Genomic DNA, 26313 nt, shown 5'->3' with positions numbered 1-26313 from the left:
GCTCCCATTTTGTTAAATTCAATAAAAAAATTAATATAATCCGAATACATTCCTTCTTATTAAAAAAAAAAATCGAACCCGCTCATTTTATGTATTTTTCTCTTATTTTTTAAATTACCACAGTTTTCTTTTACTTTTTTTCCATAAAAAACTGCCAAACCGTCGTGGCTTGGCAGTCTTCCTTTATCAATTTTCTTCAGCGATGCTTTATTTTTCTTTCTTTTGGACAGGGACGTAAAAGGAGACTTTCCCCACACCTGAATATTCTTCCAGATTAAAGTTTCCGGCGACTTGATACGCGTCACTTTGCATGACTTCCGCGTAACTATGACCAATCAGTCGATCCAGCTCTCCTTGATCGGTGTAGGTCAAGTCAAAACCGGCATAGCTCCCAGCCGGCAGCTCGAATTCTGAAGGACGCGTCTTTTCAGTATCACTATTTCCGATCAAATAGCATTGGTCCCCATTGATCACAGCATTCACTGCGTACAGGTCCCCTTCGATTTTCGACGCGTATTCCTCTTTTGCCCGCATCTTCTGTTTGCTCATTTCTATCAATTCATCCGGTGAATCCATCGAGTGCAGCGTTGTGATCCACCCGTGAATCGTCAGATCGTCTCTTTCAACTAGCTTCAACATCACTAAGCGCCTTCTTTCTTTTCATATAATTGACCAGCAACCCTTCGTTTCTCAAAGAAAACCAGAGAGTCATCCATTACAGGCTAAATATATGCCCCTTATTTCCCCAATGCAATAAAAACGCTTACTGACATCTGTTCCTATTTCCTCCATTAAAAATAAATGACGCCCATCAATGCAAGGATCAAAAGCACCAAACAAAAGAATGCTGTGACGAATGTCCCTATCAAGAAAATACTAACGACCATCCCAATCGAAGCAGTCATGTCCTCCTTCAAATTTTTGAAATGGATGACACCGACCCAAATCGCAGCGACGGTGATCCACAGTTGCTCTGGAAGAATATAGGCGATTTTTCCGCCATTGAATGCGGCGACCAACGTGACCATCGAAAGCAAAAACAGGATTCCGCCAGCAATCACTGAAAATAAGCCCATCCGAATCGACTGCATCAACCTAGCCTCTTTCTTCATCTTCGCCATATACCTGTTGTCCCCTTTCATCAAATAGTCCAAAGAGATTTCATAATACTCGCTGATTGCCACCAGTGTCGGAATGTCTGGATAATTTCTTTCATTTTCCCAATTTGAAATGGTTTGACGTGTCACATTAAAAATTTCTGCCGCTTCCTGTTGCGTGATGCCTTTTTGTTTTCTTTCTCTTCGTAAAATTTCGGCAATCATGCTGCATCTCCTCCTAACTTGATGATAGAATCCTCACTTCAAGTATACTAGAGCGCGTCGCTTTCATCGCTGCTTTTTTCCGCAAGGGATGTTTGACATCCTGCTTTTTTGCAACAAATGGTTGTTTTCTTGCAACAAACGAAAAAAAGATTCTTTCTCCGCAAAAACCTTGCTATGCTAGGTTCATGAAAGAGAGACATACAGAAAACAAAAGGAGGAGAATGAGTGAACATCCACTTTACTTGGGTAAAAGAAAAAGCCATAAACGAAATAGATATCTTTGCACATCCAGAAAACAAACAACAATTGCTTCAACTTGAAAAACAACTCCAGCAGGAAAGGGCGCTCATCGCCATCGATCCAAAAAACAATCGTTCCGTCAAACTGCCCATGAGTCAAGTCGTTGCCTTTGAAACGATGGGACACCTTGTACAGGTAACGTTGTGTGATCAGCGCACGTATCTTTTACAAAAACGGCTCAAGGAATTGAGCGGGCTCGAAAGTCTGAATTTTTACCGTATCAATAATTCGCAGATTTTAAACTTAACGACGGTTCAAGCGTTTCAACTAGGCGAGCACGCGCGCTTAGAGGTCCACACGAAAACAAATGCCGTGTATGTCGTCAGCCGCCACTATGCCAAAAAAATTAAGGAGAGACTCTCATGTACAAACAATTAAAAAATAATTTCTTTCAAGCTGCTTTCGGATCATTGGTTTGGGTCACACTGCTTTGCTCGTTCACCGATCTTTTTTCTCAGGTCGCCTTTAGCTACTTCTGGCATCTGATCGCCATCAGCCTAATCATCGGCTCGGTATTCGGCATACTGTATCCTTATTTGTGGAGCTACGCGACCTTGAAAGCACCTCTTACGATCCTGATATGCACAGTGATCAATACGTTGTGCGGGTTTGCTTGTGTGTATTTATATTCCCCTCAAATGTTTGAGCTGGTTCGCCCCTTCTTCTTTGCAGTATTGCTGTTGACGTTGGTTTTACACATCCTGATGTTCTATTTTTATTCCAAGTACGAGAATAAAAAAATGGCCATGACATTGAATCGCTTGCATCATTAAAAAAATCCCCGGCTTGAACCCAAGCTGGGGATTTCTTGCTCTTTAAAACGTGACGACTTTGTCTGCCCATTCCACCATTTCGACACAATCGACCATTGTTGAGATCGGACAAGACGTTTGTTCTTCTAACTGCCGAGAGTTTAAACACGTCCCGCAGGCCAGCAATTCGCCCCCTTGCTCCGTCAGCTTCTTCATTTGCGCAGGCACATCGTACGCCTCATCCTCGATACTTTCGACTTCTACCGCTTCCCCCATCAAGAAAAATTTCACGTGATGCCTCTTGTTTAAGGCGGCTACTCCAAACCGAAACGCGTTCCACGCTTTCTCATGTTCCTTTGTCTCCAAAATGATCGCTACGTTCATTTTATTCCCTCCTTCGTCTGCTTGCTGGTTTCTCTCTTAAAGTATAGCGGTTTCATAAATCAAAGACAATCACCGCAAAGGCGCGTCGTCTCCTCGCTAAAAAAAAAGACACCCGCCGATTTAGGAGGATGTCTTGAGGCGTCACAAAATTATTTTTCAAAATTGATCAACTTATTATTTGTTACATCTTCTTGCATTTTTCCTTGCGCAAGGATATTTACTCGAGTTTGTAACTCTTCATACATAGAAAGAACCGATTGACGAGATTCATTGACTTCTTCAGAGATTTCTTTGGCTTGCTCATTGATCGTCGCCAATTCATTTTTGGCTTCTTCAATGATCCGATACGCTTCCATCTTTGATTTTTCAACCATCCGATTGGCTTGTTTCCGAGCGGTGATCAAGACCTCCCCGATTTCTTGTTGGGTCGAAGTCGCCTCTTGCTTCAGCTCCGCATTTTCCGCAGCTAATCCAGCCATTTTTTCCCGCAGCTCTGCTAATTCCTTTTCATAGCGCTCATTGGCTGCCTGTTCTTCCGACATTTGATCGATCGCTTGATCCTTTTCGACGATTACTTTGTCCAGTTGAGAATATTGTTCATCCTTTTCATTGATCTCAACTAACAATTCGTTGATCTGCGCTTCTAGCTGATGGATTTTTTCCAGACGTTGGACTTCTTCGTCTTTTTGCTGAGCAATCAAGGCCTGATGCTCTTCATGGATCTCTTGCAGTTCCTGTTCGACGGTCGCCAGATGGGCAACAGAATTTCTTAATTTCTCGTTTTCTTCCTGCACTTGCTCTAATTGCTGCTTCAAATTGTCTAATTCCTGTGTCTCTTTCAGACGCTGGACTTCTTGCCGTGCACGTTGGACTTCGGCTTCCAGGTCTTGGATCTGCCGCCGATTTTGGGCTTTTTCCTCGCCCATTCGTAAAACAGATTGCCGGTAGTTTTCATTTTCTTTTGTCAGCTGCTGTGTTTGTGCCGCCGACTCTTTTTTGTACTTTTGCAGCACCTGTTCTTTTTCAAAAATCAATCGCTTCAATTCTTTGATCTCTTCTGCTTGCCTTTCCGGCGACTCAGGAACGGTGTTGTCAGAGACCATTTTTAATGTCGGCGCAGGTTTTGCTTGTGAGTGCGCTTGGGCCTGCGGCTGGACATGGGTCGGTGTGTCAGTTTCCACTTTCTCTTCAGGAACGGAATTAATCTCATCGATAATGTTTTTATTGAAAAACCATCCGTTCTTTTTTTGCTGTGCTACCATCTTTTTCCCTTCTTTCCATTAGTCTTCTTGGATCATCGCAAATTTATCTTCTCCATTCTCACGAGAGAAAGTGCAGCTATAATCTTGCGTTTGTTTCTCCCCATCCCTTACATTCAGTTGGAACGTGATTTGTGTCAGATTCGATACCCCCTCTGCTTCAGCAGCAAAGGCCTTGATATTTTCTTTGATCTGTTTCCGATTGGCTTCGCTGGTCAAATCGCCAGCCAAAGCAATGTTCAACGTTTGAGTCGGTATATCTAAGACGATCAGTGTCGTCGGTAAACCAAAGTAAGGACTGAGTTTATTCGAAAGGTCGCTTTCCATCGTGTATTGCGTCTCGCGACTTTCTTCGGAGAACAATTCCTTCCAAGAATAGTCTTGTAAGCCGATGCCCTCTGGCGGGTACTCTTTGACCGGTAGTTTATTGACCAATTTTTTTTGTTCCTTTTTCATCAATTGTAACTCATCCTTCAACAGACTGTTCTGCTCGTTTAATGCGTAGAGCTGCTCCTGTGTTTGGGAGGTCTTATAGGTGGTCAAAAGTATCCCCAGTGCTAAACAGAAGGTAATGAACAGCAGCGACGATACGTGTTTGGCTTGCTGGATCTGCTTGACGTAATCCAGCTTTCGCTGAAATGTCACCGAAGCATCTCTTGGCGGTTTGATCATCTGCAGCCGGACATTGATAATCATTCGAAATCCCCACACGAGGAGTGCTAGAATGATAAGTCCAATGCAGATCCAATTAATGATCATCACGTGTTTTCCCCTTTTCTATTCGTTATTCGGACGAGCAAGATGGATCGCTGGAAAGCGAAATTGGACGGTCCCTTCGATGGCTTTTCGATGGACAAATCCAAAAGTCCGACTGTCTTTAGAAACATCCACATGATCACCGATCACAAAATAGGCCTCTTCTGGAATAGTGTTGAGTGTTTGAAATTCCTCCGCCACCGTTGGTGAAAGCTGATACGTGTAGGTCGTTTCAAAATCTCCCTGCTCTCCCAGGTCCAACATCATTCGTTCATTTCGTATAAAGATCTTGTCGCCAGGCAGCCCGATCACGCGTTTGACAAACATGCCCTCTTCCTTTCGGACAGAAAATGCAACGATGTCGTAGCGCTGGATCAGCGTCTTCTTTTTTACGAGAACCTGATCCTTTTCAGTCAATGTCGGTGTCATGGACGTTCCTGAGATCGTGTGGACGCTGTAATGCTTTTGCACTTGTCCTCTCACTACAAGCAGCAGCGTTACAGACAGGAGAACTAGGAACACCACCGTCAAAAGCTTGTTTCTCCTGTCATTTGGCGAATCTTCTGCGTGTCCATAGTGCGTATTTGCCACGAGTGATGGCACCCCTTTATTTTGCTTTGATATACGTAACTAAATCTGATTTCGCTAAATTCGCATCAATGACGCGATAAGAAATGACTGTTCCCCCATAAACATTGCCTTCCGAGATCAAGATCCCCTCCGGCTTGACTGCTTCAACAAACGCTACGTGTCCGTACCGGGGATCTGAGCCTGCGGTGCCTGGTGTAAAGGAGATCAACCAGCCGGCTTTCGGTTCGCGGCTGACTTCATACCCCAGAGCCTTTCCTTTCGCTCCCCATTCTCCGCCGTTGCCCATGAAATCATCCACGCTCTTGCCTAGCTGCTTCACCCGATTAAAGGCATACCAAGTACATTGGCCGACTGGATAAGAGCCCGACGTGTTGTAATTTACGCCATTATAATCTGGGTAACGCATCAGAGAACGGTATTCTGCTGGGATTTCTGCTTTTCCTTTAATGAAGACGCCGGAGGATTGATCCACCTTCGGACGGTCATATTGCGTCAAATGGTACACAGCAATGATCGAATTCAGCTTTCTATTATAAGAAGTATCGGTAGCGTAGGTGCCCGTCAAGGCTTGGGTCGACCGCAAATAATTCTTTGCCGTAGAGCGCCAGGTCTTTTGGTAATAGCCGTCATTTCCAGAGATCCCGCCCCGCAGCAACTGCACATAATCCCCTAATGAGGCTGCATAATTCGGGTATTTTCGGAACGCCGAATTGATTGAATAGAGCGCGCCATTTCCGCGGTCTTCTTGCGTTGCCATCGAAACAGCTTGTCCTTGGTAGGTTCCTTTGATCCCAAAGAGATTGTGATTCGGCGGCAAGGACAGTCCGCTGGTCCCCGAACCGCTCTCTAACAAGGCTTGCGCGATCATCACGGACGCAAAAACATCGTATTCCTGTCCCAGCTTGCGAGCGTCTTCTGCGACCTTTGAAATAAAGGTCTTCGCCCCTTCATTTTCAGTGAAATTGTGGGACGCCGGATACTCCTTCAAGATCGTCTGACCATATTCTGTCAGCGTCACGTCTGGCAAAGGCTGAACGAATAGCTCGTCTTCCATTGACATCGGCTGAAGAACGACCTGCCGCTGTTTTTCTTTTTTATCGGTTTTCTTTTCTTTTTCCTTATTCTCTGCGTTCGAGTTCGCTGTTTCCGTTGGTTCGGCAGAGGCGTCCACGTCGACATCTTCGACAGTCAAGTAATACTCTTTGCCGATAGACACACCCACCACTTTTAGCTGGTCTTTTTTCTTTTGATAGAGCAGACTGCCGGCGCTGATCTCATCCTTCATCTTCACAGGTGTTCCTGCGATCTCGATCGCGAAAAGGTCTTGGTAGAGAGTAGCCGCCAGTTGTTCAGCAGTGAATTCTGCGGGCTGCTCTTTCCCTAGCTTTTTGATCCCGTCGTAGATCAAGGCTGCTTGCGCTTTATTCTCAATACTCGAAAGCAGCGGCAATTCATAGCCCTTCAGATCTGACTGTGCCACTTCCGACGTTTTCAGATCACTCGGCAGCTGCAAAGTGCTGGTCTCCGAGAATGCGTCAGGTGTCTCTTGAGTGATCGCCGGGCTCGTCTGAACATTTGGCTCGCTTGGTGCAGGCGGTGCTGGCACCTGCTGCGGCGGTACATCACTAGGTGTTGGCGGACTAGGTTGCGGGTCTTCCTGACTAGCGCTTGGCGTCGTAGAAGACGGGGTCGTTCCCGTACCGCTTGACCAACCGCCGATCGTGCTGCTGCTCGTACTCGGCGTCCCCGTACCGGCACTTGACGTCGAGGGTTGTTCTGTCGGCGGCGTTGTGCTGGTCGTAGTCGATGTTTGAGGTTGGCTGGTCGTAGTGCTGGTACTGCTCTCGCTTGCCGAGCTGCCACCACTGGAACTCTCTTTACTCGTACTTTCACTTGATGGTTGTTCGACCGTGCTGCTTTCCAGTGTTGCCTCCCCCGCAGGTTCCTTCGGCGGCACCGTCTCTTCCGCCGGCTGCTCGACCGGCACTTCTGGCACCGCAGCAGACTCCGCTGCGGGGGGCTCTGGTGCAGGATTTTCCGGCGCTGGCGCAGGTTCTGGTGCCGGCGCTTCTGATGGCGGCTCCGGTGCTGGAACGGCTGGCGCTGGCGCTTCCACAGGTGCAGCGACCGAACTTTCTGGCACAGTCGTTTCAACAATGGCAGATTCTTGAAGCAGTTCGTCTGCTTTCAATGCTCCGCTGCGCAGGCTGGCAACTCCCCAACAAACTACTGCTGCCCCGCAAATGACCATAACAATCTTTTTCATGAATAACTTCCCCTTCTTTCCTTCTTGAATCCCTAAAGCCTCTCTCTAGCTGTTGAAGACGATCAGTGAACTGAAAAAAATCAAGGATGCTGACACCGATCCGCATCCTTGATTCCTTCTTCGATAATGATGCATCCCATCCATCACTTAAAAGTCCTTCAATGAGTGCTGATCATTCCCCACCGTTCATTCCTAACAGTGTAAGCTTCACCTGAACGTCCTCTTAGTTCTCTGACTTGCGGCATCTTCCCATCTATCAAGGAGAATGCGAAAGAACAGAGTCACTGATCGAGTCCCCCTCACCCTTCAGCATGCTGTCACTATTAAAATTACAATGAACGGATTTCTTATGTAGGTTTGTTTTATAAACTTCTATACTGCTTGGTTCTGGAAAAAATAGGCCGCAGTCCTTTCCCGCGACACGACCAGAAAGAACTAAAAATACCTTCATTGTACATACGAGTGGTTACACATATATTCTACCCGCATTCCTAAAGAATGTCTCAGCCATTTTTGCAATATAAAATTTAATTTTTGGGTAAAAACATCCGCAACTCAAGAGTGTATCCGCTTTCAACTTTACCGTAGCTTTACTCTTTAATCCTCGAAAACAGTCAAAATATCCAATAAAAAATAAATTCTTTTTTCTTTCCTTTTTATTCATTTTTTGGGTTATTCCTCAAGCAATCTGTGTCTCATCCATTTGAAATCGTTGCACCCGCAACGTTTTTCTTTTATACTGTTAGATGCTTGTTTTAATCAGAACGTATCAAGGAGGAAAAATAAATGGATTCTTTTGTAAAGATGGTCAATCGTATCTCACGGTTGTCCGCTCTTTATCGCGAAAAGGAATTTAAAAAAATAGGCTTAGGCGAAATGCATCATGCTTATATTTTGACGGTCTGCGGAGAGCCGGGCATTTCTCAGGAGGAGCTGGCCTGCAAGATTTTTATCAACAAAAGCAACGTCGCCCGTCAAGTCGCTCAATTGGAGCAAAAAGGATTCATCCTTCGACAAAGCTGCGCCCGTGACGCACGCAAGCTGCGGCTTTTCCCAACCGAAAAAGCCGTGGCGTTGGCACCTAAAATTCGGGCGATCTTAGCCGATTGGAACCAACTGTTGCTAGACGAACTCTCGGTAGAACAGCAAGAAGCCGTATTGACGGGATTGCAGACGATCATGGAAAAGGCCGAAGCAGAAATGTGCAAAAAGGAGGAATGACGAAGAACAATGAACTTGATTTTGAACTATTTAAAACCCTATCGCACCCGTGTCACCTTGGGTGTGATCATTAAATTTCTAGGAACTATGATGGAATTGGTCCTACCATGGAATCTGGCCTATATTTTAGACCATGTCATTCCAGAAAAAGAGCCGAAGAAGATCCTTTTTTGGGGCGGTGTCATGTTGGCAGCCTCCGCCTTCGCTTTATGGGCGAACATCCTCGCCAATCGCATGGTCTCACGGGTCGCAAAGGATACGACCGAACATCTTCGCGGCGATCTTTTTCAAAAAATCACCTACTTAGATACGACACAAGTCGAAGAAGTCGGGGTCTCCTCATTAGTTTCACGTGTAACATCTGACACTTACAATATTCATTTGACCCTCGGCGTCATGATGCGGATGGGGATTCGTGCACCGATTTTGTTAGTCGGCGGTATCTTGATCACTACCACGCTAGACCCGATCTTAACGCTAGTATTGGTCGCTGTGATGCCCATTATTTTTGTGATGGTGACACACATTTCTAAAAAAGGCGTGCCGCTTTTCGGCAAGCTGCAAAAACAGGTCGATCAGCTCGTTTTGTCGGTGCGTGAAAATGTGACCGGGTCTCGTGTCATCAAGGCATTATCTAAAGAAGCGTATGAACGGCAGCGTTTTGAAACGGTCAATCAATCGTTAGTGACGGCTGAAACAACGGCAAATGTCACGTTGGCCGCTTCCCCTGCCCTGCTGGATCTATTCTTGAACTTGGGCCTGACTCTCGTGATCGTCGTTAGTGCCTACCGCGTGAATGCTGGATTGACGCAACCGGGGGTCATCGTCGCCTTCTTGACCTACTTCACGATTATTTTGAATGCGATGCTGTCCATCACGCGGATCTTCGTTTTGTATTCTCGCGGACTCGCTTCTGCCAACCGTATCAAAGAAGTCTTGCGGAAGAAGCCCACCGTCGTACCCGGTACCTTGGAACAGCGAAACGCCGCGGATACCACCTTGGTTTTTGAAGAGGTGACCTTTGCTTACCCAGATGGCGGCCCTGCGATCGAAAAAATCAGCTTCCAAGTCAATCCCGGGGAGACCTTAGGGATCATGGGTGCGACAGGCAGCGGAAAAACAACGATTGCCAGCCTGATCTTGCGTTTGTACGATCGAACGTCGGGACAGATTCTCTTGGATGGGCAAGAGATCAAGCATTATTCTCTGGATGCCCTTCATCAAAAAATCGGCGCGGTTTTGCAAAAGGATGTCCTCTTTGCGGATACGATCCGAGAAAACATTTTATTTGGTCGGTCTTTTTCAGAAGAAGAACTCCAGCAGGCGATCGATGATGCGCAGGCACGTGAATTTATTGATAAATTACCTGACGGACTGGATCACCCTTTGGAAGCCAAAGGACAAAATCTCAGCGGCGGGCAAAAACAACGGGTACTGCTGGCTCGTGCATTGATCGGGCAGCCGGATTTGTTGATCTTAGACGACTCCTCCAGCGCATTGGATTACCATACCGATGCCAATCTGCGGAAAGCCTTGCGGACCCATTTCGTTTCAACAACGAAAATCCTGATCGCTCAACGGGTCAGCTCGATCCAACACGCGGATAAGATTTTGTTATTAAGCAAAGGAAAAATGATCGGCTATGGGACTCATGAGGAGCTCTTGGCTGAAAATGCGACGTATCAAGAAATCTACCAAGGACAGACAGGAGGGCAAGCCATTGAAGACTAAGGATTCACGCAGAGGCACACTGCTCCGTTTGTGGGGCTATCTGTATCAATTCAAATGGCTGTTGGTTTTGGCTGTCATTTTAACGATTGCCAGCAATCTTTTCGCCTTGGTCGGACCCCTGCTGTCTGGGTACGCCATTGACGCGATCCAGATCGGCAAGGGCCGCGTCGCCTTTGAGAAAGTGTTCTACTATTGTAGTTTGATGGTCGGCTTTTACGTTGCCTCAGCGATCCTGAGCTACGGCATCAGCCGCTTGATGATCTATTTGAGCCAAAAAATCGCCTTTCGTCTGCGAAAGGATCTATTTGAAAAAATCGTTTCTTTGCCTGTCGGCTATTTCGATCAGCACCAGACGGGAGATATCGTCAGCCGCATGAGCTACGACATCGATACGATCAATACGTCACTAGCCAGTGACTCGGTCCAAGTGCTCAGCAGTTTAGTGACGATCATCGGTTCCTTCGTCATGATGCTGGTGATCTCGCCCCTGATGGTGACGATCTTCCTTGTGACGGTGCCCGCTTCAATTCTGTTGACGCGCTTTTTAACCAAAAAATTTCAGCCGTTATTCCGAAAACGATCCGCCGAACTGGGGGAATTGAATGGACTGACTGAAGAGCTGTTGTCTGGTGAACAAACCACCAAAGTCTACCACCAGGAAGAGACAATGATCGCTCGCTTCGGCAAGAAAAACGAAGAAGCCATGTCCGCCTATTACAATGCCGAATACTACGGCAGTATGACAGGGCCTTCCGTCAACTTCATCAATAACGTTTCCTTGTCATTGATCAGTATCTTAGGAGCCTTCCTGTTTCTCTTTGGACACCTGACGTTAGGAAAATTGTCTTCCTTCGTGCTGTATTCACGGAAATTCTCTGGACCGATCAATGAGCTGGCAAACATTTTCAGCGACCTGCAATCCTCGATCGCCGCAGCCGAACGAATCTTCAAGCTGTTAGACGAAGAACCGGAAGTGCAAGATGTGCCCCACGCCCATGTGTTCCAAAAAGCCCGCGGAGAGGTTCGTTTCGACCATGTCTCCTTCGGCTATCAAGCGAATCAACCCGTGATCAACGACCTGTCCTTTGCTGTTTCAGCCGGCAGCGTCGTCGCGATCGTCGGACCAACAGGCGCTGGAAAAACGACGATCGTGAATTTGCTGATGCGCTTTTATGATCCCGACAGCGGCGCCATTTATTTAGATGGTCAGAACATCAAAGAAGCGACCCGCAGCAGCCTGCGGAAGCAATACGCGATGGTCTTGCAGGATACGTGGCTCTTCACCGGAACGATTTTTGAGAATCTGACCTATGGAAACGACGACGCCACGATGGCGGATGTCCTCCAAGCAACCAAAGCCGCCCACATCCACGACTTTATCATGCAATTGCCAAAAGGCTACGATACGGTGATGACCGAGGATGGCTTGGCGATCTCTCAAGGGCAAAAGCAGCTATTAACGATCGCTCGGGCGATGCTTTTAAATGCCGAGCTGCTGATTTTAGATGAGGCAACCTCAAATGTCGATACGCAAACCGAATTGCAGATTCAAGAAGCCATGGGCAAGCTGATGATCGATAAGACTTCCTTCATCATCGCCCATCGCCTCTCCACGATTCGCGAAGCCGACCTGATCTTAGTGGTCAACGACGGCAATATCGTTGAACAAGGCACTCACGAAGAACTATTAGCCAAGCAAGGCCGCTATTACCAACTGCATCAAGCACAATTTGAACATTAAAAAAGAGGAGCCACGCGACCGTTATCCCTTCGCGTGGCTCCTCTTCTTTTAGCTCTTTAACATATTTTCAACCATTTCTTTTCCAAGAAACGTTTTTTCCCCTAATTCATCCACGGACATTCCCTCAGCGGCTAGCCGTTTCACCATGACCGTCAGATCCTCGCCAACTTGGATCACATGCTTATCTGGATCATAGAAGCACGCCACTCGCTGCCCCCAAGGCATCGTTGCGACGTCTCGTAAAAAATCCAGCTCCTCGCCGCTGATCCGTTCAAGAAATCCGTCAAAGTCCTTCGTTTCAAAATAAAATTCCACCGTGTTGCTCTGATAGTTGAATATCTCTTGGTCACAGCCAGTGAAACGTATCCAAGATTCTTCCGTTTGCAGCGACAAGCCGCCGTTGAAGGTCACATTCTCACCAAAATCCGATACGATCGCTACCTCAAGAATCTTTCGATAGAAGGCCTTTGACCGCTCCATATCCTTCACTACCAGCATTGGTCCCCGATAGTCCATAGCATTCCTCCATTCTATTTGAAGCGTTTACATTTTTATTTACTATATCATAAAAAAGATGATTTTTGGAAAGAAGTCACGATTGGCTCCTTATTTTTTATAATAAAAAAACACCAACTTCAAACAAAAAAACCTGCAGTCTCTCGACTACAGGTCTCATACGTTTACGTTATGTTGCTTCGCTGTACTCCAGCGCTTTTCCGGTCATTTCTTCGTAATCTGTGACCATGATTTCCCACGCCTTTGCGATTTCTTCATCTAGACCGAAGAGTCCGCTGCGACCGACGATGTAAATGTCCGGCCCGGCTGCATCGATGCGCTTAAAGGATTTCCGATTGGAGGAGCCGTCCATCTCGATCACATAGCCGTACCCTTTTTCTTCTCGTAATTCCCGTAATGCAACGATCTTGTCTAGGGTGCTTTCGATGAAACGTTGTCCCGCGAAGCCGGGATCGATCGTCATGATGGTGATCTTATCCAACAATTCGATATAAGGGAAAATCGCTTCGATCGGTGTCTCAGGATTCAAGACGATCCCTGCTTTTAGGCCGGCGTCATGGATTTGATCGATCAAGCGGAATGCCAAGCCGTCTAAGACTTCTGCGTGCATGCAGATCCACTCACACTGTAAGTCGATGAGCTGCTGCACCCAAAAGCTCGGATCTGTCACCATCAAATGGGCAGACATCGGCAGCGTCGTGATCTTCCGCAGCTCTTCGATGAACCATGGCGACAACGTGATGTTCGGTACATAATGACCGTCCATGATATCGATGTGGTAGGAATCCACATGATCGTTCAGAAAGGTAATTTGCTCTTTAAATTTATCTAAGTCCATCGTCATTAATGATGGAGAGAATTCTACTTTTTTCATGGGTCACACTCTTTCCGTTTAAAAGATTTGGATGTCTTCTAAATTAATGTCTTCTTCTTCTTTTTCAACGTGCATCGCCGCGTCTTCTTCCGTGACGTTTTTCTTGATCACTGCCAACACGACAGCCGTGACTACCACATTGACTAAGATCGCGATCACCCCTGCCCATGGCCGAGACATCGTCGGGATCATCAGCACCCCGCCGAATGGCACCGTCGCATCTGCGCCTAAGATCATCGTTGTCGCGCCTCCGGCAAAACCGCCGATCGCTGTTGCGGCAACGCCGCGTACAAGGTCGTTCATGACTAATGGGATAACTCCTTCAACGATATTGATGACACCCATCGGTACCGCTGATTTCAATGTTTCTACTTCTAATTTGGTGTAGATGTTTTTGCCGAACAATTTTGCGATAAAGAACGCCAGCCCAAAGCCGATCGGTGTCGCTGTGTTGACCAATTGCAATGCCGTGATAGGCCCATTCAGACCTTCAGCCTGCATCGTCAATACGAAGGCAAAAACTGTTTTGTTGATCGGACCGCCGTAATCGATGCCGCTCAATAATCCGATCACACCTCCGAAGACTAATAGGGATGAGTTGCCCAATCCATCTAAGAAGTTTGTCAATAATGCGGTCAAGGCTGCGATCGGTGCGCCAATGATGTACACCATGATCAAGCCGCCGATGATCGAGGTTAAGAAGGGGATCACCAATGTCGGCATCAAGCCCTTGGCCCAGTTTGGTAATTTTACATATTTTAAAATAGCTACAACTAAATAACCGGCTAAGTACCCGCCAAAAATGCCGCCGATGAACCCTGCGCCGATCGCGTTTGCCGTCAACCCAACGATAAAGCCGGGAGCGATCCCTGGCTTGCCTCCGATCGAATACGAGATCCCCGTCGCAATAACAACCGGTAACAAGCCTAAGCCTTTACCGCCCATCGTCGCTAAGGCATCCCAAATTGAAAATTGCCCTTGCACCAATGCATCTTGGCTTGATCCGCCAAACGCCATCCCGATCGCGATCAAGAACCCTGCCCCGCAGACGATCGGAATCAAGTAAGAGATTGCTGTCAATAAATGCCCTTTAAGGTTTAACTCTTTGATTTTTTTCATTTTTCTTCCTCCATTAAGCGAATGCTTCTACAACATCTTCCGGTTTTTTCGCCTGCAGCAAATTACCGACGACCTCATCGTTTCCAAGCTTTCTGGCAAAAAGCGACAATAATTTCAAATGCTTGGTCGCCCCCTCATTGTCGTTTCCGACAGCAAAAAGAATGATGCCCTTCACGCCTTTACCGTCCAAGCTTTCCCATGGGATCTCCTCTTGATTGATGCCGATAGCGACGCCGACTTTATTGACGTAGGCGCTTTTACCGTGAGGGATCGCGATGTAATTGCCTATGCCCGTTTGGCCCTCCGCTTCTCGTACATAAATGTCTTTGATAAATCCTTCTACTTCTGAAATGTAGCCATTGTCCCTCAATTGCGTCGCCAAATCATTCAATGCTTCGTCTTTGGTTTTGGCGGCCATATTGGTTTTGACGATCGCTACGTCTACAATATCCTTTACTTCCATCTGAACTCCTCCTAGACCTTTTGGGCAACGACTTCCTGCGCTTTTTCAATCAATTTATTGGGTGATTTTACAGCGATCTCTGTCGGCACTTGGATGATTCGTTTGCCTTCAAAGCGTTCTCTTCCAGAAATTTTTACGTCCACTGCTAGGATCACGATGTCCGCTTGGTCGATCTCTTCTTGCGTCAAGGCGTTTTCGATCCCGATCGTTCCTTGTGTTTCTACTTTCATTTCACAGCCCGCTTTTTTTGCGGCGTTTTCTAATTTTTCTTGGGCGATATACGTATGGGCGATCCCCACTGTACACGCGGCTACTCCGACGATTTTCATTTATTGTTCCTCCTAATGGTTGTCTTCTAATAGTTGGTAAAAACGTGTGTCACTTTCAACAGTTAGTAATGCTTCCAAAAAATCCTCATCTGCTAATCGCCGGGTAAACTGCGCGATCTGCTTTTTGATTTCTTGGCTTTCCTGACTTTTCAGTAAGATCGTCACGACGAGCTGGACCTCAGGGGTCTCTTCGTCTAAATCTACAGGTGCTGCCAAACGGATCAGCAGGACTTGGCTTTGCTTGATCTTCGGACTTTCCAAATGCGGCAGGATCACGTGCTCCGCGATCATGGTATTGCCGACTTTTTCGCGTTGTTTTAATAAATCGATCAACGCGTCGGCTTCCTCTGGATTGGCAAACATTGCGATGAAGCGTTGAAGCTGCTCTTTATTCGTCAGCTCTTGGTTTAAAAACACATGGAATAGCTTATCGTTCATCATAGATCGCCTCGATTTTCTTTTGCAGTCGGCTTTGATCGTCTCGAGTGAACATCGCGCTGACCAACAAGGATGGGATCGGGATCGTATCGCTGACACTGACCGTCGTTAAAATCAAATCAATGCCCGGATATTTTTCCGTAAAACGCTTCGCATCTCTTGAGGCAATCACGTCTACGATCTCCAGCTCAGGAAACTTCTTCTCGATCTTGACTCGTAAAAGCTCTGAAGTACCCACCCCCGTCGTACACATGATCACGGTGCGGATCGGTAACTGGTTGGTCTCGATAATCCGAGCAAAATACAAGGTGATAAAGCCGTTCTCATCTTCATTGATCGGCGGCAGCTTGAAACGCTGACTGACTTCCTGCGAGACACACGTAACATCTGAATAGATCGTTTCATACGTCATTTTGATCTGGTCCAGCAAACTATTTTTCACATGAATCCCATGTTCCAACCGGTTGATCATCGGCTTGATGTGGTTTGCCAGATCAAGAAAGATCGAATCCCCTTTAATAGGGATATTCAGCCGTTGACCCATGCCCTTCAGATAGGTATTCGTGATATCCACGACGCGTGAAGAAAACTTCGTTACTTTGCTCAAGGACCCCTGCATCCGAGAAGAGGTCAAATATTGATACAGGTAATACACCTCTGATTCCGGCAAACTGCTGTGGAGGTAATTCTCCACATTCCCGATCGCTGCCTTAGCCACCTGGTAAAGCGCGGTGTCCTGCTGCAATCCTTCTTGTTCCTTTTTAGAAAGCGGACTCATTTCGCCGTTCGGCAGTTTGTGGACCTTCCGCAGTCGGCTGATCAAAATATACAAATGGGAAAAAATATTGACGTTGTAAGGATACGGGATCGTCAGCTGTAATTGCTTTTCGATCACCTTTAACTGGTCCAAGATAAACAGCACATCGTAATTGTTGAAATTCAATTCTGAATTGTTTTTCAACTCGTCGATCTCAATAATGTTGTGCATCTGGATCAAATCAGCGATGGCACGACGGAGATTGGCTTCTTCCCCCAAAACCGCTAATGTCCGCTGTTTTCGTTCTAATTTCAACCGATAGCTTTGCAGATGCTCTGCGATAAGCTGCTCATCACTGAAGATGACCGACTCGCCGACATAATATTCTTCAAACAGGTCATAGACATTTTTCGCGTTGGGTGAAGAGAGCAGCAGCTCCTCCATCACACGGTTTCTGCGTTCCTGTGGAGAGTATTGGCTGCGCTGGCTGGGTTGATAATTGGTTTGATTGATGTATTTTTCGTAGTCTAATTTGTAGCCTCGCCCCTTTTCTGACTGGATCAGGCCCTCGCCCTGTGTTTCATTTATTTTTTTGACCAGGCGATAAATCGTTTTTTGCGAAGTTCCTAGGTGCTCCGCTAATTCATCGGACGTGATATAGTCATGTCGTTTTGTTAGAAGTAGTAACAGCCTTTGTTCACGATTATTCTTTGCTCCCATGGCTATCGACCTCCCCTTCTTGTTTTTATCATAACGCGTCAGAAAGAAAACGCTTCACTTGGTTTTGACCGTTGCAACGGACAAAAAAGAAAGCTCCTCGACTTATTATAGTCAGGAACTGTTCAGAATGTATAAGGATTTGGCTAACTTCTAGGATTTATACAGGACGATCCTCCAGAAAAAATAGGCAGCCTCTTCACTAAAACTGCGAACACATAAACTATAAAACCAAAAAAACCGTCAGACAGAAACCTCTATCTGACGGTTTTTCGATTGAAATCGAGACGTATTTATTCAGTTAGATCGTTCAAAAGACAGCCATTGGTGCAGACTCGCGGATTACCAACCGCCGGACGCGCCGCCGCCACCGGAAGAACCGCCGCCGAAGGAGCCCCAAGAGCCGCCTCCGCCTGAGCCGCTGTCGTTGTTGTCAGACCAGTTGCTGGAGTTGTAATTCGATGCTAAATACGCGGTAGTCAGGATATCCCCATTGCCGGAATACAACGTGTCCCCGATCAAGACGCGACCAAACATCTTCCGTTCTGCACCCGGATTTTTCAGTAATCTACCTTGGATGATCGCCCGTTTGATTCCACGTACAGACAATCCGACCATCAAGCTGCTCAAAAGAATTTGATACAGCGCCGAATGTTTGACCGTCCGCAGCAAGTCCTCATCACTGGCAAGTGTCGCCGTATCGGATTCATAGGTTTTATAATTTTCCTTCAAGAACACTCTCGCCCGTAAAAGATTGATCAGCATCAGCAGTCCCACGACTGCTAACAGACCCAGCACAACGATCCCTGACCAATGGAGGAACATGAGCTGTGTCCGCTGGCTCTTGATGCCTTTGATCTGAGAATCCACCAAAGCGGTCTTCGTGTTCATGATCCCAAACACCTCGTCCAGCACTTGGTTGACCCCTTTGTCATAATCCTTGTCTTTAAAGGCATCCACCACATCATCGTCATTGATGATGTCATCCGCTTTCCCGTCTGGGATCAGCCCTTCAAACCCATAGCCGACTTCCAATCGGAATTTCCGTTCATCTAAGGCGATCAAGTATAAGACCCCATTGTTCTCGGTCTTATCCCCGATACCCAGCTGATTGAAAATCGTATTTGCGTAGGATTCGATGTCTTCTCCGCGCGGCAGCTCAGGGACCGTCACTACTTCAAACTGTGCCCCATTCGTACTCGCTGCCAATTGTTTATTCAGATCATAGATTTTTTGCTTCGTTTTCTGACTCAGCATGTTGGCATTGTCAGAAACAAAAATATTGTTTTTATTGATGGTCAAATGACCGTCTGTTCCTTTGATCGCCACGTCATAATTATCGGCCTGTTTTGGATACTCCTTCAAGTTCGCCAAATTCTCATCCAGCGTCGTTTTGAAGGATTGGCTGACGGTGACTTTTTTACCAGACAAAATATCTTCTCGTTCTTGATTCAATGTCGTCAACTGCTGATCATAACCCGCTTTTTTCTCGCTGTAGTCCTTCCCTGCAAACAGATTGAACAGACCAAACCCGCTAACCAGCACAACGATGATCAATAGGAAAGAAAAGACCCCGTTGCGTTTGCGCAGCTTTCGGTAATTCTCAACGACTACCTGATGGAGCTTTTCCCCTGAAGTACGCTGTTCCCTTCTCATTTTCCCTCACCCATTCTTATTGAAAACTAACATCTGGCACTTCTTTGGCCTTGTCATCGGCTTTGAAATTCGCCTTTTTATCGAAGCCTAACACTTTCGCTGCCATATTTTTCGGGAAGCGAACCAAGCGTTGATTGTAGTCATTGACTTGGTCGATGTAGTTCTTCCGTTCAACAGAGATTCGGTTTTCTGTGCCTTCCAACTGGACCATCAAGGTTTTCACATTTTCATTTGAAGCCAGTGTCGGATAATTTTCCTGAATGACATTTACCATCGTACCTAAACTTTGGTCGATTTGATTGTTCGCTGCGTTCTTCTCAGAGGGCGTTTTTGCACTATTATAAGCTTTACGCGCATCTGTAATTTCCTTAACGATTTTTTCTTCATGATTCATGCTGCCTTGCACGCTGTTCACTAGATTCGGAATCAAATCTGCCCGCCGCTGCATCACATTTTCCACCTGCGACCATTTTGCATCCACGTTATTTTCTTCTGAAGCCAACGAGTTGTATGTCGTTACCAAATACACGCCGATTGCTAGTATGATCACGCCTATACCAACAATGATACCTGAACCTCTTCGTTTCATTTTTATCCCAACCTTTTTCTGATTATTTTATTTTTTGTGATTGAGCTAATTATATCACTCGGGAAAACCTGCACCTCAGACTTTCGACTGATTTTTCAGCTAGGCGGTTGACAATATAGGTTTATGGCTTTTCTTCACGTCATTGGAGAACGCCTTCGTTGGTTTCATTTTACTTGAAAGAAAGAAACGTGGCTATTTTACTGACTTTTCCTGTAAGACAGCTTTACCTTATTTCCTTTTCTTTTTTATCTTGCCGCTTGTCTTACTGCTTCTTTTGCCGCTATTGGTTTTTTGCCTTCTCAAGAGCATCTCTTTGTTTTCTTGTTCTTTCTGCTTTTCACTTTTCGGCTTGCGAAAATCCACCGGCTTCTTCTTCCCTCTGGCGATCGCTGCAACGGCGGCTTCTGCAAGCTCATAGGTCTCTTGATCAACGTATTCCTCTTCAACCGCCACGGCTGTTGCGGCAGTTGCCTTGTCCTCAATCATAGCTTGCTGCGGCAGCATTTCCCCATGCGTCACTGGACGTTTTTTCGTCACTGCTGGTTTTTGACTCGGCGCTTTTGGCGCTTCTGCTTGCACTTCTGCCACTACCTCTTCTTGCGCTTCTTCATGGACCATATCCACACTCGTTTCAAAGCGTTTGCATCTCACGTATTCCGCAAATTGACGGGTGCCGTTCGTTTCTAGAATCGTTAGACTCGTCAACACCTTCAGTAAAGCGGCCGTGTCATTTTCCGACCTTGCTGCATCGACATCACGCAAGGTCCATGTGTGCCGTTTGCCCTTCGCGTCTTTGAAAACGGAAGTAAGATTGAAGACGGAAACGGTGTTCGTGTCGTGCCGCTCGCGTTTTTCTGTCAAATAAACGTTGATCTTCTCCACAGCTTTTGCTGCGGTGTGATACTCCTGCTGCTGGTTGAATATCCGGGCGACGATACTGCGCCATTCGCTTTCGTCAAAAAATACTTCGAAGAACGGGCTGAAGCGGCGCATCGTCGGATCAGCAGCTTTTGTTAGGAACAGTTCGCGGATCAGAGGAATCAGCGGCTGCGTAAATTCCTCCCTGCATAACGCCTGACGAACCATGATCGCGACGAGGCATTCAATGATAAACGCTGTATTCTGCGTTTCTTGGTAAGAATCCTGTACTCTTTTTGCCAAGCTTTTTGGTTTCATCGTGAAAAGTTGTCGTTTTGATAATGGTTTCGTCTGCATGTGTCCTCTTCTCCTTTTCGTTCTCGCATACTCAGTCCTGCGAGCGCTTTCTTTGATAAATCTAGAATACCGCTATTCTTAAAAAATACGAATTCTAAATAAAGCATTTTTTTTATAAAAAGGAATAAATAACAATGATTTTATTAACGGACTGCTTTTAGGGACTTGAAAATCAAAAAAAGTTCTCATCCCCATCGGACAAGAACTACTTTCCTTAACGCGAGGTGTCGCTTAACGCACGACGACCGCATATTTTTTCAAATTATAGCTTGCTTCAAACTTATTGGCTGCGACCCAATACTTCCCAGCATTAGGATCTGAAACATGGTACGTGTTGCTGTTTTGATTGTACCCGTCTAAGGTCATGATGTGGGCATTATTGATCCCTGTTCCCCAGAAATAGTTGCCATATTGCGGGCCGGCAAAGTTCAGTGTTACATATACCACGACTGGATTGCCATTGCGCAATTCTTGTTTCAAGGTGTTTGTCGAGCTGCCGGAAATATTCGCGACCTTGCCGTAACGACTGCCCCAGCTTGCTAAAGGCGCTGGAAAGATCGACTGATAGACATTGTTCATAACGGTATCCGGACGACCCGCGAAGCCGTGATTCGGATTGTTATCCGCGGCTAACGGCATCTCTTTGATAAAGCTTTTCAGATTGTAGTTTCGCGCGTACCCTTTCGTCTGCAATGCCTGCAACAATGCCGCCGCTTCACAGCCCATCGGCATCCCTGCGGAATTTTGATTGATGTAAGGCGCGTTCAACAATACATAGTCCGATCCGTTGCCCTGAAGCCCGAACCAAGCGATCCCCTCATCACGCCAGCCGGCACGCTTCAAGTCGTCGCGTTCATACGCATAGAGCGTATAATGGTGGGAGCCGCTTCGTGCGTTGGGATTGTATAAGCGATACAAGGGCGCACCGCTGCCTGGTGAATACCACGAAATCCCTTCGTAACGCCAACCTGCGCGCTTCAACGTATCACGTTCCCCCGCGTTCAGAGTGTAATGATGATCGCCCGCATTGGGATTGTACAAGCGGTACACTGGATTGCCGCTTGTGGGCGCATTCCAGCCGATCCCCTCATAGCGCCAGCCAACTCGAGTCAAATGATCCCGTTCATTCGTATTCGCCGTATAAAAATGTTCGCCGCTATTGGGGTTATACAGCCGCGACATGGCAACGCCGGCAGCCTTTGCAGAAACGGGCAGACAAATCAGCCCTATCAACAAACCAACAAGTAAACCAATCCTTTTCATTTTCCTGTCCTCCAATTTATTAAGCTCACTAAAAAATAACGTGTCAAATCGCATTCTAATCAAAAATTTTTTCTACTTTCTTGATTATAGCATCTCTGACGTGAAATCCCCCGACCGTTTACTCCACTTGCAAATAAATTCGGTGCACTGCTCAATTTCCTCCGAAGCTTTGGCTTTTCGTTTAAGCAAATAGAAATTCCGTTTAAAACTGTCATCTAATACTTGATACGAAATCCCCTTCGCCGCCCGCTCTGAAATCAAGGAACAACCAAACCCCTGCTTCAAAAGACTGACGATGATCCCGTTATTCTGGATCTCCATCACCGGGTCTTTGATATCCTTCTCTTCTAAAAAACGCTTCGTATAATAATAGACTCCAGATGAATTTTCCCGCACCAGCCATGGGCCTTTTTCCGTATCGCCAGCCAAAACCAGCTGATCCTCCATCAAAGGGAATCGCTTGATACTTACCGCAGACAGCGGCTTTTCAATAAACCCCAGATCCACCGAATGATGCTCTGTTGCCTGTAGGACCTCCAGCGAATTCATCATTTGAACACTGAAGCGAATTTGCGGAAATTTTTGATGCAGCTCGATCAAAAGTGACGGCAGCATATAATTCGCAAACGTATGGGAGGCGCCGATCACACAGCGAACGATCTGCTGCTGGTTGGTCTGAACCGCCTGATAAAGATTCTCCCAGTCGTCGATCAAATCCACGACCCGTTCATACAAAATATCCGCTTGCGGTGTCACCAATACTTCCTTCCGCCCGCTGCGTATAAAAAGCTGTGTCGTCAACTCATTTTCCAACTGCTTGATTTGAGAGGAGACCGTTGGTTGGGAGATGAATAAAATCTCTGACGCCTTTGAAAAATTCCTCGTTTCATAAACAACTTTGAAGGTTTCTAACCATTTGAACATCGCAATCACTTCCATTATGTTTTTCTATCTAAGCTATTATATCAATAAATTATACTAATGGAAGATGTTCTGTATAATATATTCCGTCAAGAGCAAAAAACGCGCGTATTTTCGCTTTTATAATCAGCTATTCTCAATTTTTGAAAAGCGACCAAACAAAAAAAGGAAGATGTACATGTCTACTCATACAATCATAAAAATAAAAACATTGCTCCCCGGCTTCGGCTTATCTCTCGCTGTTGCTGTCGGTGCGAAACTGTTAGCGCTCCTGCTGCCGAAACTCGGTGCAGCGACGTTAGCGATCCTGTTAGGGATACTTTTAGGAAACACTTTTTTTAAGCAGCCCAGCTTAGCCAACGGAACCAAATTTTCTGAAAGCCGCCTGCTGGAATATTCAGTCGTCCTATTAGGCTTTACTGTGACCTTCCAAACCATCAGCCAAATGGGGCTCAAAGGCCTGATTTTTATCGTGCTGATGATGACCACCGTGATCATCGGTGCCTTCACGATCGGCCGCAAGTTAGGCTTTAATGAAAAAATGGCCCTGATGATGGCTGGCGGAAATGCCGTCTGCGGCTCCTCCGCGATCGGTGCGATCGCACCAAGTATCGAAGCAGACGATACAGAAAAAGGCCAGATCATCACCCTCGTCAATTTACTCGGAACGGTGATGATGCTGACCTTGCCATTTCTCGGAATGCATCTATTCGGAAACGCCCTGCTCTCAAAAAGCGCGTTGCTGGGGGGCACCCTTCAATCGGTCGGGCAAGTCGTTGCCGGTGCCAGCTTGATCAATGGCGAAACCGTCAAATTCGCGATGCTTTATAAGATCACACGAATCATCTTTTTAGTCGTCGTCGTCTTTATTTTTGAACAAAAAGTTCGTCGTGACGGTGTCGTAACAACTACATCCGCTAAAAAGAAATTCCCGATCCCTTGGTATGTGCTCTGTTTCCTGATCGCTTGTATCGCCAACAGCTTCTTTCCACTACCCGCTTTTATCAACCAAGCGGCGCACTTTATCAGTACCTGGTTTGAAACGATCGCCTTGGCAGCGATCGGCCTGCGATTGGATTTCAGAAAATTCCTAAAGGAAGGCCCCCGTTTCTTGATTTACGGCCTGTCCGTCGGCGCTGTCCAAACCATCGCCGCCTTGCTGTTTATTTTCTTATTGCATATCTAATAAAAACAGAGCGGGAGACCCCGCTCTGTTTTTTTACTCATCCACTACCGCTAAGATCTCCACTTCCACCAATGCACCCTTAGGCAAATCAGCGACGCCCACACAGGAGCGGCTCGGTTTTTCATTGTCGAAAAAGCTCGCATAGATTTGATTGAATGCCGCGAAGTCGGAAATATTTTTTAAGAAACAGGTGGTTTTTACTACCTGATCATAATCTGCCCCTACAGCCGCTAAAACACCGCCGACATTGCGCAGCACTTGATACGTTTGATCCTCGATGGTTTCACCAACCAATTCACCGCTTGACGGGTCCAACGCGATTTGCCCTGACGCGTAAAGCATCCCGTTAACAACTTTCCCTTGAACATACGGCCCAATTGCTTTTGGTGCCTCCACTGTGTCGACCGTATAGATCGCCGATTCTTGAAAATTCACTTTTTTAACGTTGTTTTCCATCTTTCCCACTCCTTTTTTAATTACGATCAACAAACCATTGGTTCGCTGTAAATCCCTTCGCTTCCTCACGGCAGCGAATAGGACTGACAGCGGATGCTTCATTAAGAAGTCATTTTTTGTGCCCTAGCCTCCAGCGGCTCTGACTGACGAAACAGTCCCGCTGGATGAATAAAAAAAGCACCTCACTAGAATTAGTGAGATGCTGGAGAATCCCACTCAACAAATGTCAAACAGGACTTCAAACTGTTTTTTTCAAAACCAGTCTCAAGTCCTAAGCCTAATAATAATGATCATTTGCTTCGTAGTCGTCGCGTTCATAGAAATTCTCCTTTTTAAAATTAAATTTAAATGGCATTTAAATTAATTTATGATTGTAATCATAACGGAGGTTCTTTTAATTGTCAATAAGTTTATAGAATTTTCTGACACTTTCTCTCTCATTTTTGTAAGTTGATTGTTCGTTCAAAACATGGTGCTCCACGTTTTTTTTCGATAAAGTGAGATTATTGAAAGAGAGGGGTTTTTTAATGCACAAAGGTATGACTGGTTTTCAGTTGAAAGTTATCGGGGTCGTAACGATGGTGATTGATCACCTTGCGGAATTTTTCCTGTTTTTAGGTATTCCCATGTGGTTCCATTGGATCGGGCGGATCGCCGCACCGTTGTTCTTATTTGAAAGTTCAGAAGGATTCGTTCACACGAGTAATCGTAAAAAATATATGTTCCGTTTATTAGCAGGCTACTGGTTGATGGGGATCATCAATCAAATCTTGAACCATTTCTTTACTGTTGGCGACGCGATCGTCATCAATAATATCTTCGGCACGATCTTCCTAGGCACGGTCTACATGCAGGCCTGTGAGTATTTTAAAAAGAGAAATATTGGAAAAGGGCTCCTTTGGTTCCTTGTTCCGACGCTTCTAAGTGTCTTTACACTGATGCTGTTGTCTAGCGGGACTCTTTTTGAATCAAAATGGGGCATGCTGTTTTTCCAAATCTTCACCATGATCGTCCCAACAGTGATGCTGACAGAAGGCGGCGTCTTGTTGGTTCTGCTAGCCGTGTTGTTCTACCTGTTCCACGGAAAGAAAGCTCTGCAAGTGGCATCATTGATCATCATTGCGATGATCACGCTGATTTTTGGCGGCGGTATTCAATACGCCTTCACCTTCAACTACCAATGGATGATGCTGTTAGCCGCTATCCCAATCATTTTATACACTGGTGAAAAAGGCCGCGGAATGCGCAATTTCTTTTACATTTTCTATCCCGCACACATCGCATTGTTCGCGATCATCAGCTTTTTGATCCAACGATAAGCTTGACCTTCGATATAAAAAGCTTTACAATGCTCCTTGTGAATAAATCGTACAGATAACACGCACGACGTGTCGAGAGAGAGGCGGTTTCTATTAATTTAGAAACCCCCTCTCTTTTTTTGTCAGTTCTGCTTTTTGCAGGATTCTAATGCGAGGTCGATCTTCTGCATTG

27 protein-coding genes are annotated in these 26313 nt (G+C 46.1%); 7 read left to right on the top strand and 20 right to left on the bottom strand.

Going from position 1 to position 26313, the window contains the following annotated elements; translation table 11 throughout:
- Nucleotides 1–207 precede the first annotated feature (207 nt).
- Entirely contained in the window at nt 208–639 is a 432-nt protein-coding gene (locus tag A5868_RS17745) for an effector binding domain-containing protein (protein WP_086306304.1), read from the bottom strand.
- 152 nt (nt 640–791) lie between these two features.
- Nucleotides 792–1322 carry a helix-turn-helix domain-containing protein gene (locus A5868_RS17740; protein WP_086306303.1) on the bottom strand — a complete coding sequence of 177 codons (531 nt, stop codon included), beginning with the start codon at nt 1320–1322 and terminating at the stop codon, nt 792–794.
- 225 nt (nt 1323–1547) lie between these two features.
- Here A5868_RS17740 and A5868_RS17735 point away from each other — a divergent pair, with 225 nt between their 5' ends.
- Nucleotides 1548–2000, top strand: a complete 453-nt coding sequence (locus A5868_RS17735; RefSeq protein WP_086306302.1) for a LytTR family DNA-binding domain-containing protein — start codon at nt 1548–1550, stop codon at nt 1998–2000.
- Nucleotides 1985–2395 carry a hypothetical protein gene (locus tag A5868_RS17730; protein WP_086306301.1) on the top strand — a complete coding sequence of 137 codons (411 nt, stop codon included), beginning with the start codon at nt 1985–1987 and terminating at the stop codon, nt 2393–2395. Before A5868_RS17735 ends, A5868_RS17730 begins: the two co-directional genes overlap by 16 nt.
- Before the next feature lie 42 nt (nt 2396–2437).
- On the opposite strand, the gene A5868_RS17725 is transcribed toward A5868_RS17730, so the two are convergent.
- The 5 genes from A5868_RS17725 to A5868_RS17705 all read right to left on the bottom strand — a co-directional run bounded on the left by A5868_RS17725 (nt 2438) and on the right by A5868_RS17705 (nt 7630).
- The gene (locus tag A5868_RS17725; protein ID WP_086306300.1) at nt 2438–2758 is read right to left on the bottom strand and encodes a DsrE/DsrF/TusD sulfur relay family protein; all 321 of its coding nucleotides are present in this window, start codon (nt 2756–2758) and stop codon (nt 2438–2440) included.
- A 149-nt stretch (nt 2759–2907) separates the two neighbouring features.
- Nucleotides 2908–4020: a hypothetical protein gene (locus tag A5868_RS17720; protein ID WP_086306299.1), complete on the bottom strand. Its 1113-nt coding sequence runs from the start codon at nt 4018–4020 to the stop codon at nt 2908–2910.
- An 18-nt stretch (nt 4021–4038) separates the two neighbouring features.
- Nucleotides 4039–4779 (bottom strand): hypothetical protein, encoded by a 741-nt coding sequence (locus tag A5868_RS17715; protein WP_044926337.1) that lies wholly within the window; start codon nt 4777–4779, stop codon nt 4039–4041.
- Nucleotides 4780–4794: 15 nt separating this feature from the next.
- A complete protein-coding gene (gene lepB / locus A5868_RS17710; RefSeq protein ID WP_086306298.1) occupies nt 4795–5364 on the bottom strand; it encodes a signal peptidase I in 570 nt (189 codons plus the stop codon).
- A gap of 16 nt (nt 5365–5380) precedes the next feature.
- Nucleotides 5381–7630 (bottom strand): glucosaminidase domain-containing protein, encoded by a 2250-nt coding sequence (locus A5868_RS17705; RefSeq protein ID WP_086306297.1) that lies wholly within the window; start codon nt 7628–7630, stop codon nt 5381–5383.
- Nucleotides 7631–8416: 786 nt separating this feature from the next.
- On the opposite strand from A5868_RS17705, the gene A5868_RS17695 reads away from it, so the two are divergent.
- From A5868_RS17695 to A5868_RS17685, 3 genes are read left to right on the top strand one after another with little or no spacing between them, the layout of a single operon-like run.
- The gene (locus A5868_RS17695) at nt 8417–8851 is read left to right on the top strand and encodes a MarR family winged helix-turn-helix transcriptional regulator (RefSeq protein ID WP_010779443.1); all 435 of its coding nucleotides are present in this window, start codon (nt 8417–8419) and stop codon (nt 8849–8851) included.
- A 9-nt stretch (nt 8852–8860) separates the two neighbouring features.
- Nucleotides 8861–10582: an ABC transporter ATP-binding protein gene (locus A5868_RS17690; RefSeq protein ID WP_086306295.1), complete on the top strand. Its 1722-nt coding sequence runs from the start codon at nt 8861–8863 to the stop codon at nt 10580–10582.
- The gene (locus A5868_RS17685; protein WP_176281407.1) at nt 10524–12323 is read left to right on the top strand and encodes an ABC transporter ATP-binding protein; all 1800 of its coding nucleotides are present in this window, start codon (nt 10524–10526) and stop codon (nt 12321–12323) included. The genes A5868_RS17690 and A5868_RS17685 overlap by 59 nt, the downstream gene beginning before the upstream one ends.
- A gap of 48 nt (nt 12324–12371) precedes the next feature.
- Here the strand turns inward: A5868_RS17685 and A5868_RS17680 are convergent, their stop codons facing one another.
- The 12 genes from A5868_RS17680 to A5868_RS17625 all read right to left on the bottom strand — a co-directional run bounded on the left by A5868_RS17680 (nt 12372) and on the right by A5868_RS17625 (nt 23183).
- Nucleotides 12372–12839, bottom strand: a complete 468-nt coding sequence (locus tag A5868_RS17680; RefSeq protein WP_086306293.1) for a VOC family protein — start codon at nt 12837–12839, stop codon at nt 12372–12374.
- Between the two features lie 169 nt (nt 12840–13008).
- On the bottom strand, nt 13009–13713 hold the full coding sequence (gene alsE / locus A5868_RS17675; RefSeq protein WP_086306292.1) for a D-allulose 6-phosphate 3-epimerase: 705 nt from the start codon (nt 13711–13713) through the stop codon (nt 13009–13011).
- 18 nt (nt 13714–13731) lie between these two features.
- On the bottom strand, nt 13732–14832 hold the full coding sequence (locus A5868_RS17670) for a PTS fructose transporter subunit IIC (protein ID WP_086306291.1): 1101 nt from the start codon (nt 14830–14832) through the stop codon (nt 13732–13734).
- Nucleotides 14833–14845: 13 nt separating this feature from the next.
- Nucleotides 14846–15295, bottom strand: a complete 450-nt coding sequence (locus A5868_RS17665) for a fructose PTS transporter subunit IIA (protein ID WP_010779437.1) — start codon at nt 15293–15295, stop codon at nt 14846–14848.
- A gap of 11 nt (nt 15296–15306) precedes the next feature.
- A complete protein-coding gene (locus tag A5868_RS17660; RefSeq protein ID WP_086306290.1) occupies nt 15307–15624 on the bottom strand; it encodes a PTS fructose transporter subunit IIB in 318 nt (105 codons plus the stop codon).
- A 12-nt stretch (nt 15625–15636) separates the two neighbouring features.
- The gene (locus tag A5868_RS17655) at nt 15637–16065 is read right to left on the bottom strand and encodes a PTS sugar transporter subunit IIA (protein ID WP_086306289.1); all 429 of its coding nucleotides are present in this window, start codon (nt 16063–16065) and stop codon (nt 15637–15639) included.
- Entirely contained in the window at nt 16052–17539 is a 1488-nt protein-coding gene (locus A5868_RS17650) for a BglG family transcription antiterminator (protein WP_086306288.1), read from the bottom strand. Before A5868_RS17650 ends, A5868_RS17655 begins: the two co-directional genes overlap by 14 nt.
- Before the next feature lie 339 nt (nt 17540–17878).
- Nucleotides 17879–19192 carry a TPM domain-containing protein gene (locus tag A5868_RS17645; protein WP_086306287.1) on the bottom strand — a complete coding sequence of 438 codons (1314 nt, stop codon included), beginning with the start codon at nt 19190–19192 and terminating at the stop codon, nt 17879–17881.
- A 16-nt stretch (nt 19193–19208) separates the two neighbouring features.
- Nucleotides 19209–19781, bottom strand: coding sequence for a LemA family protein (locus A5868_RS17640; protein ID WP_010779432.1), 573 nt, complete (start codon nt 19779–19781; stop codon nt 19209–19211).
- A gap of 228 nt (nt 19782–20009) precedes the next feature.
- Nucleotides 20010–20996, bottom strand: coding sequence for a hypothetical protein (locus A5868_RS17635; RefSeq protein WP_086306286.1), 987 nt, complete (start codon nt 20994–20996; stop codon nt 20010–20012).
- Nucleotides 20997–21227: 231 nt separating this feature from the next.
- Nucleotides 21228–22259, bottom strand: a complete 1032-nt coding sequence (locus A5868_RS17630; RefSeq protein ID WP_086306285.1) for a C39 family peptidase — start codon at nt 22257–22259, stop codon at nt 21228–21230.
- Between the two features lie 84 nt (nt 22260–22343).
- Entirely contained in the window at nt 22344–23183 is an 840-nt protein-coding gene (locus A5868_RS17625) for a LysR family transcriptional regulator (protein ID WP_176281406.1), read from the bottom strand.
- Nucleotides 23184–23358: 175 nt separating this feature from the next.
- On the opposite strand from A5868_RS17625, the gene A5868_RS17620 reads away from it, so the two are divergent.
- On the top strand, nt 23359–24366 hold the full coding sequence (locus A5868_RS17620; protein ID WP_086306283.1) for a YeiH family protein: 1008 nt from the start codon (nt 23359–23361) through the stop codon (nt 24364–24366).
- Between the two features lie 33 nt (nt 24367–24399).
- Here the strand turns inward: A5868_RS17620 and A5868_RS17615 are convergent, their stop codons facing one another.
- Entirely contained in the window at nt 24400–24822 is a 423-nt protein-coding gene (locus A5868_RS17615; protein WP_086306282.1) for a RidA family protein, read from the bottom strand.
- 527 nt (nt 24823–25349) lie between these two features.
- Here A5868_RS17615 and A5868_RS17610 point away from each other — a divergent pair.
- Nucleotides 25350–26141, top strand: coding sequence for a TraX family protein (locus tag A5868_RS17610; protein WP_086306281.1), 792 nt, complete (start codon nt 25350–25352; stop codon nt 26139–26141).
- The last annotated feature ends 172 nt before the right edge of the window (nt 26142–26313 follow it).

Source organism: Enterococcus sp. 12F9_DIV0723, from assembly GCF_002174375.1.
Classification (GTDB): Bacteria; Bacillota; Bacilli; order Lactobacillales; family Enterococcaceae; genus Enterococcus_A; species Enterococcus_A gilvus.
Note: the sequence above shows the minus strand (reverse complement) of the source record. Positions and strands in the feature narration are given on the sequence as shown.

Bases quoted from the DNA above. Each gene is read 5' to 3' on its own strand.
- A5868_RS17740 (WP_086306303.1), bottom strand. From the start codon at position 1,322: ATGATTGCCGAAATTTTACGAAGAGAAAGAAAACAAAAAGGCATCACG.
- A5868_RS17705 (WP_086306297.1), bottom strand. From the start codon at position 7,630: ATGAAAAAGATTGTTATGGTCATTTGCGGGGCAGCAGTAGTTTGTTGG.
- A5868_RS17670 (WP_086306291.1), bottom strand. From the start codon at position 14,832: ATGAAAAAAATCAAAGAGTTAAACCTTAAAGGGCATTTATTGACAGCA.
- A5868_RS17745 (WP_086306304.1), bottom strand. From the start codon at position 639: ATGTTGAAGCTAGTTGAAAGAGACGATCTGACGATTCACGGGTGGATC.
- A5868_RS17690 (WP_086306295.1), top strand. From the start codon at position 8,861: ATGAACTTGATTTTGAACTATTTAAAACCCTATCGCACCCGTGTCACC.
- A5868_RS17725 (WP_086306300.1), bottom strand. From the start codon at position 2,758: ATGAACGTAGCGATCATTTTGGAGACAAAGGAACATGAGAAAGCGTGG.
- A5868_RS17610 (WP_086306281.1), top strand. From the start codon at position 25,350: ATGCACAAAGGTATGACTGGTTTTCAGTTGAAAGTTATCGGGGTCGTA.
- A5868_RS17615 (WP_086306282.1), bottom strand. From the start codon at position 24,822: ATGGAAAACAACGTTAAAAAAGTGAATTTTCAAGAATCGGCGATCTAT.
- A5868_RS17630 (WP_086306285.1), bottom strand. From the start codon at position 22,259: ATGAAAAGGATTGGTTTACTTGTTGGTTTGTTGATAGGGCTGATTTGT.
- A5868_RS17685 (WP_176281407.1), top strand. From the start codon at position 10,524: ATGCGACGTATCAAGAAATCTACCAAGGACAGACAGGAGGGCAAGCCA.
- A5868_RS17720 (WP_086306299.1), bottom strand. From the start codon at position 4,020: ATGGTAGCACAGCAAAAAAAGAACGGATGGTTTTTCAATAAAAACATT.
- alsE (WP_086306292.1), bottom strand. From the start codon at position 13,713: ATGAAAAAAGTAGAATTCTCTCCATCATTAATGACGATGGACTTAGAT.
- A5868_RS17655 (WP_086306289.1), bottom strand. From the start codon at position 16,065: ATGATGAACGATAAGCTATTCCATGTGTTTTTAAACCAAGAGCTGACG.
- A5868_RS17650 (WP_086306288.1), bottom strand. From the start codon at position 17,539: ATGGGAGCAAAGAATAATCGTGAACAAAGGCTGTTACTACTTCTAACA.
- A5868_RS17625 (WP_176281406.1), bottom strand. From the start codon at position 23,183: ATGTTCAAATGGTTAGAAACCTTCAAAGTTGTTTATGAAACGAGGAAT.
- A5868_RS17730 (WP_086306301.1), top strand. From the start codon at position 1,985: ATGTACAAACAATTAAAAAATAATTTCTTTCAAGCTGCTTTCGGATCA.
- A5868_RS17680 (WP_086306293.1), bottom strand. From the start codon at position 12,839: ATGGACTATCGGGGACCAATGCTGGTAGTGAAGGATATGGAGCGGTCA.
- A5868_RS17620 (WP_086306283.1), top strand. From the start codon at position 23,359: ATGTCTACTCATACAATCATAAAAATAAAAACATTGCTCCCCGGCTTC.
- A5868_RS17640 (WP_010779432.1), bottom strand. From the start codon at position 19,781: ATGAAACGAAGAGGTTCAGGTATCATTGTTGGTATAGGCGTGATCATA.
- A5868_RS17660 (WP_086306290.1), bottom strand. From the start codon at position 15,624: ATGAAAATCGTCGGAGTAGCCGCGTGTACAGTGGGGATCGCCCATACG.
- A5868_RS17645 (WP_086306287.1), bottom strand. From the start codon at position 19,192: ATGAGAAGGGAACAGCGTACTTCAGGGGAAAAGCTCCATCAGGTAGTC.
- A5868_RS17665 (WP_010779437.1), bottom strand. From the start codon at position 15,295: ATGGAAGTAAAGGATATTGTAGACGTAGCGATCGTCAAAACCAATATG.
- A5868_RS17695 (WP_010779443.1), top strand. From the start codon at position 8,417: ATGGATTCTTTTGTAAAGATGGTCAATCGTATCTCACGGTTGTCCGCT.
- A5868_RS17635 (WP_086306286.1), bottom strand. From the start codon at position 20,996: ATGCAGACGAAACCATTATCAAAACGACAACTTTTCACGATGAAACCA.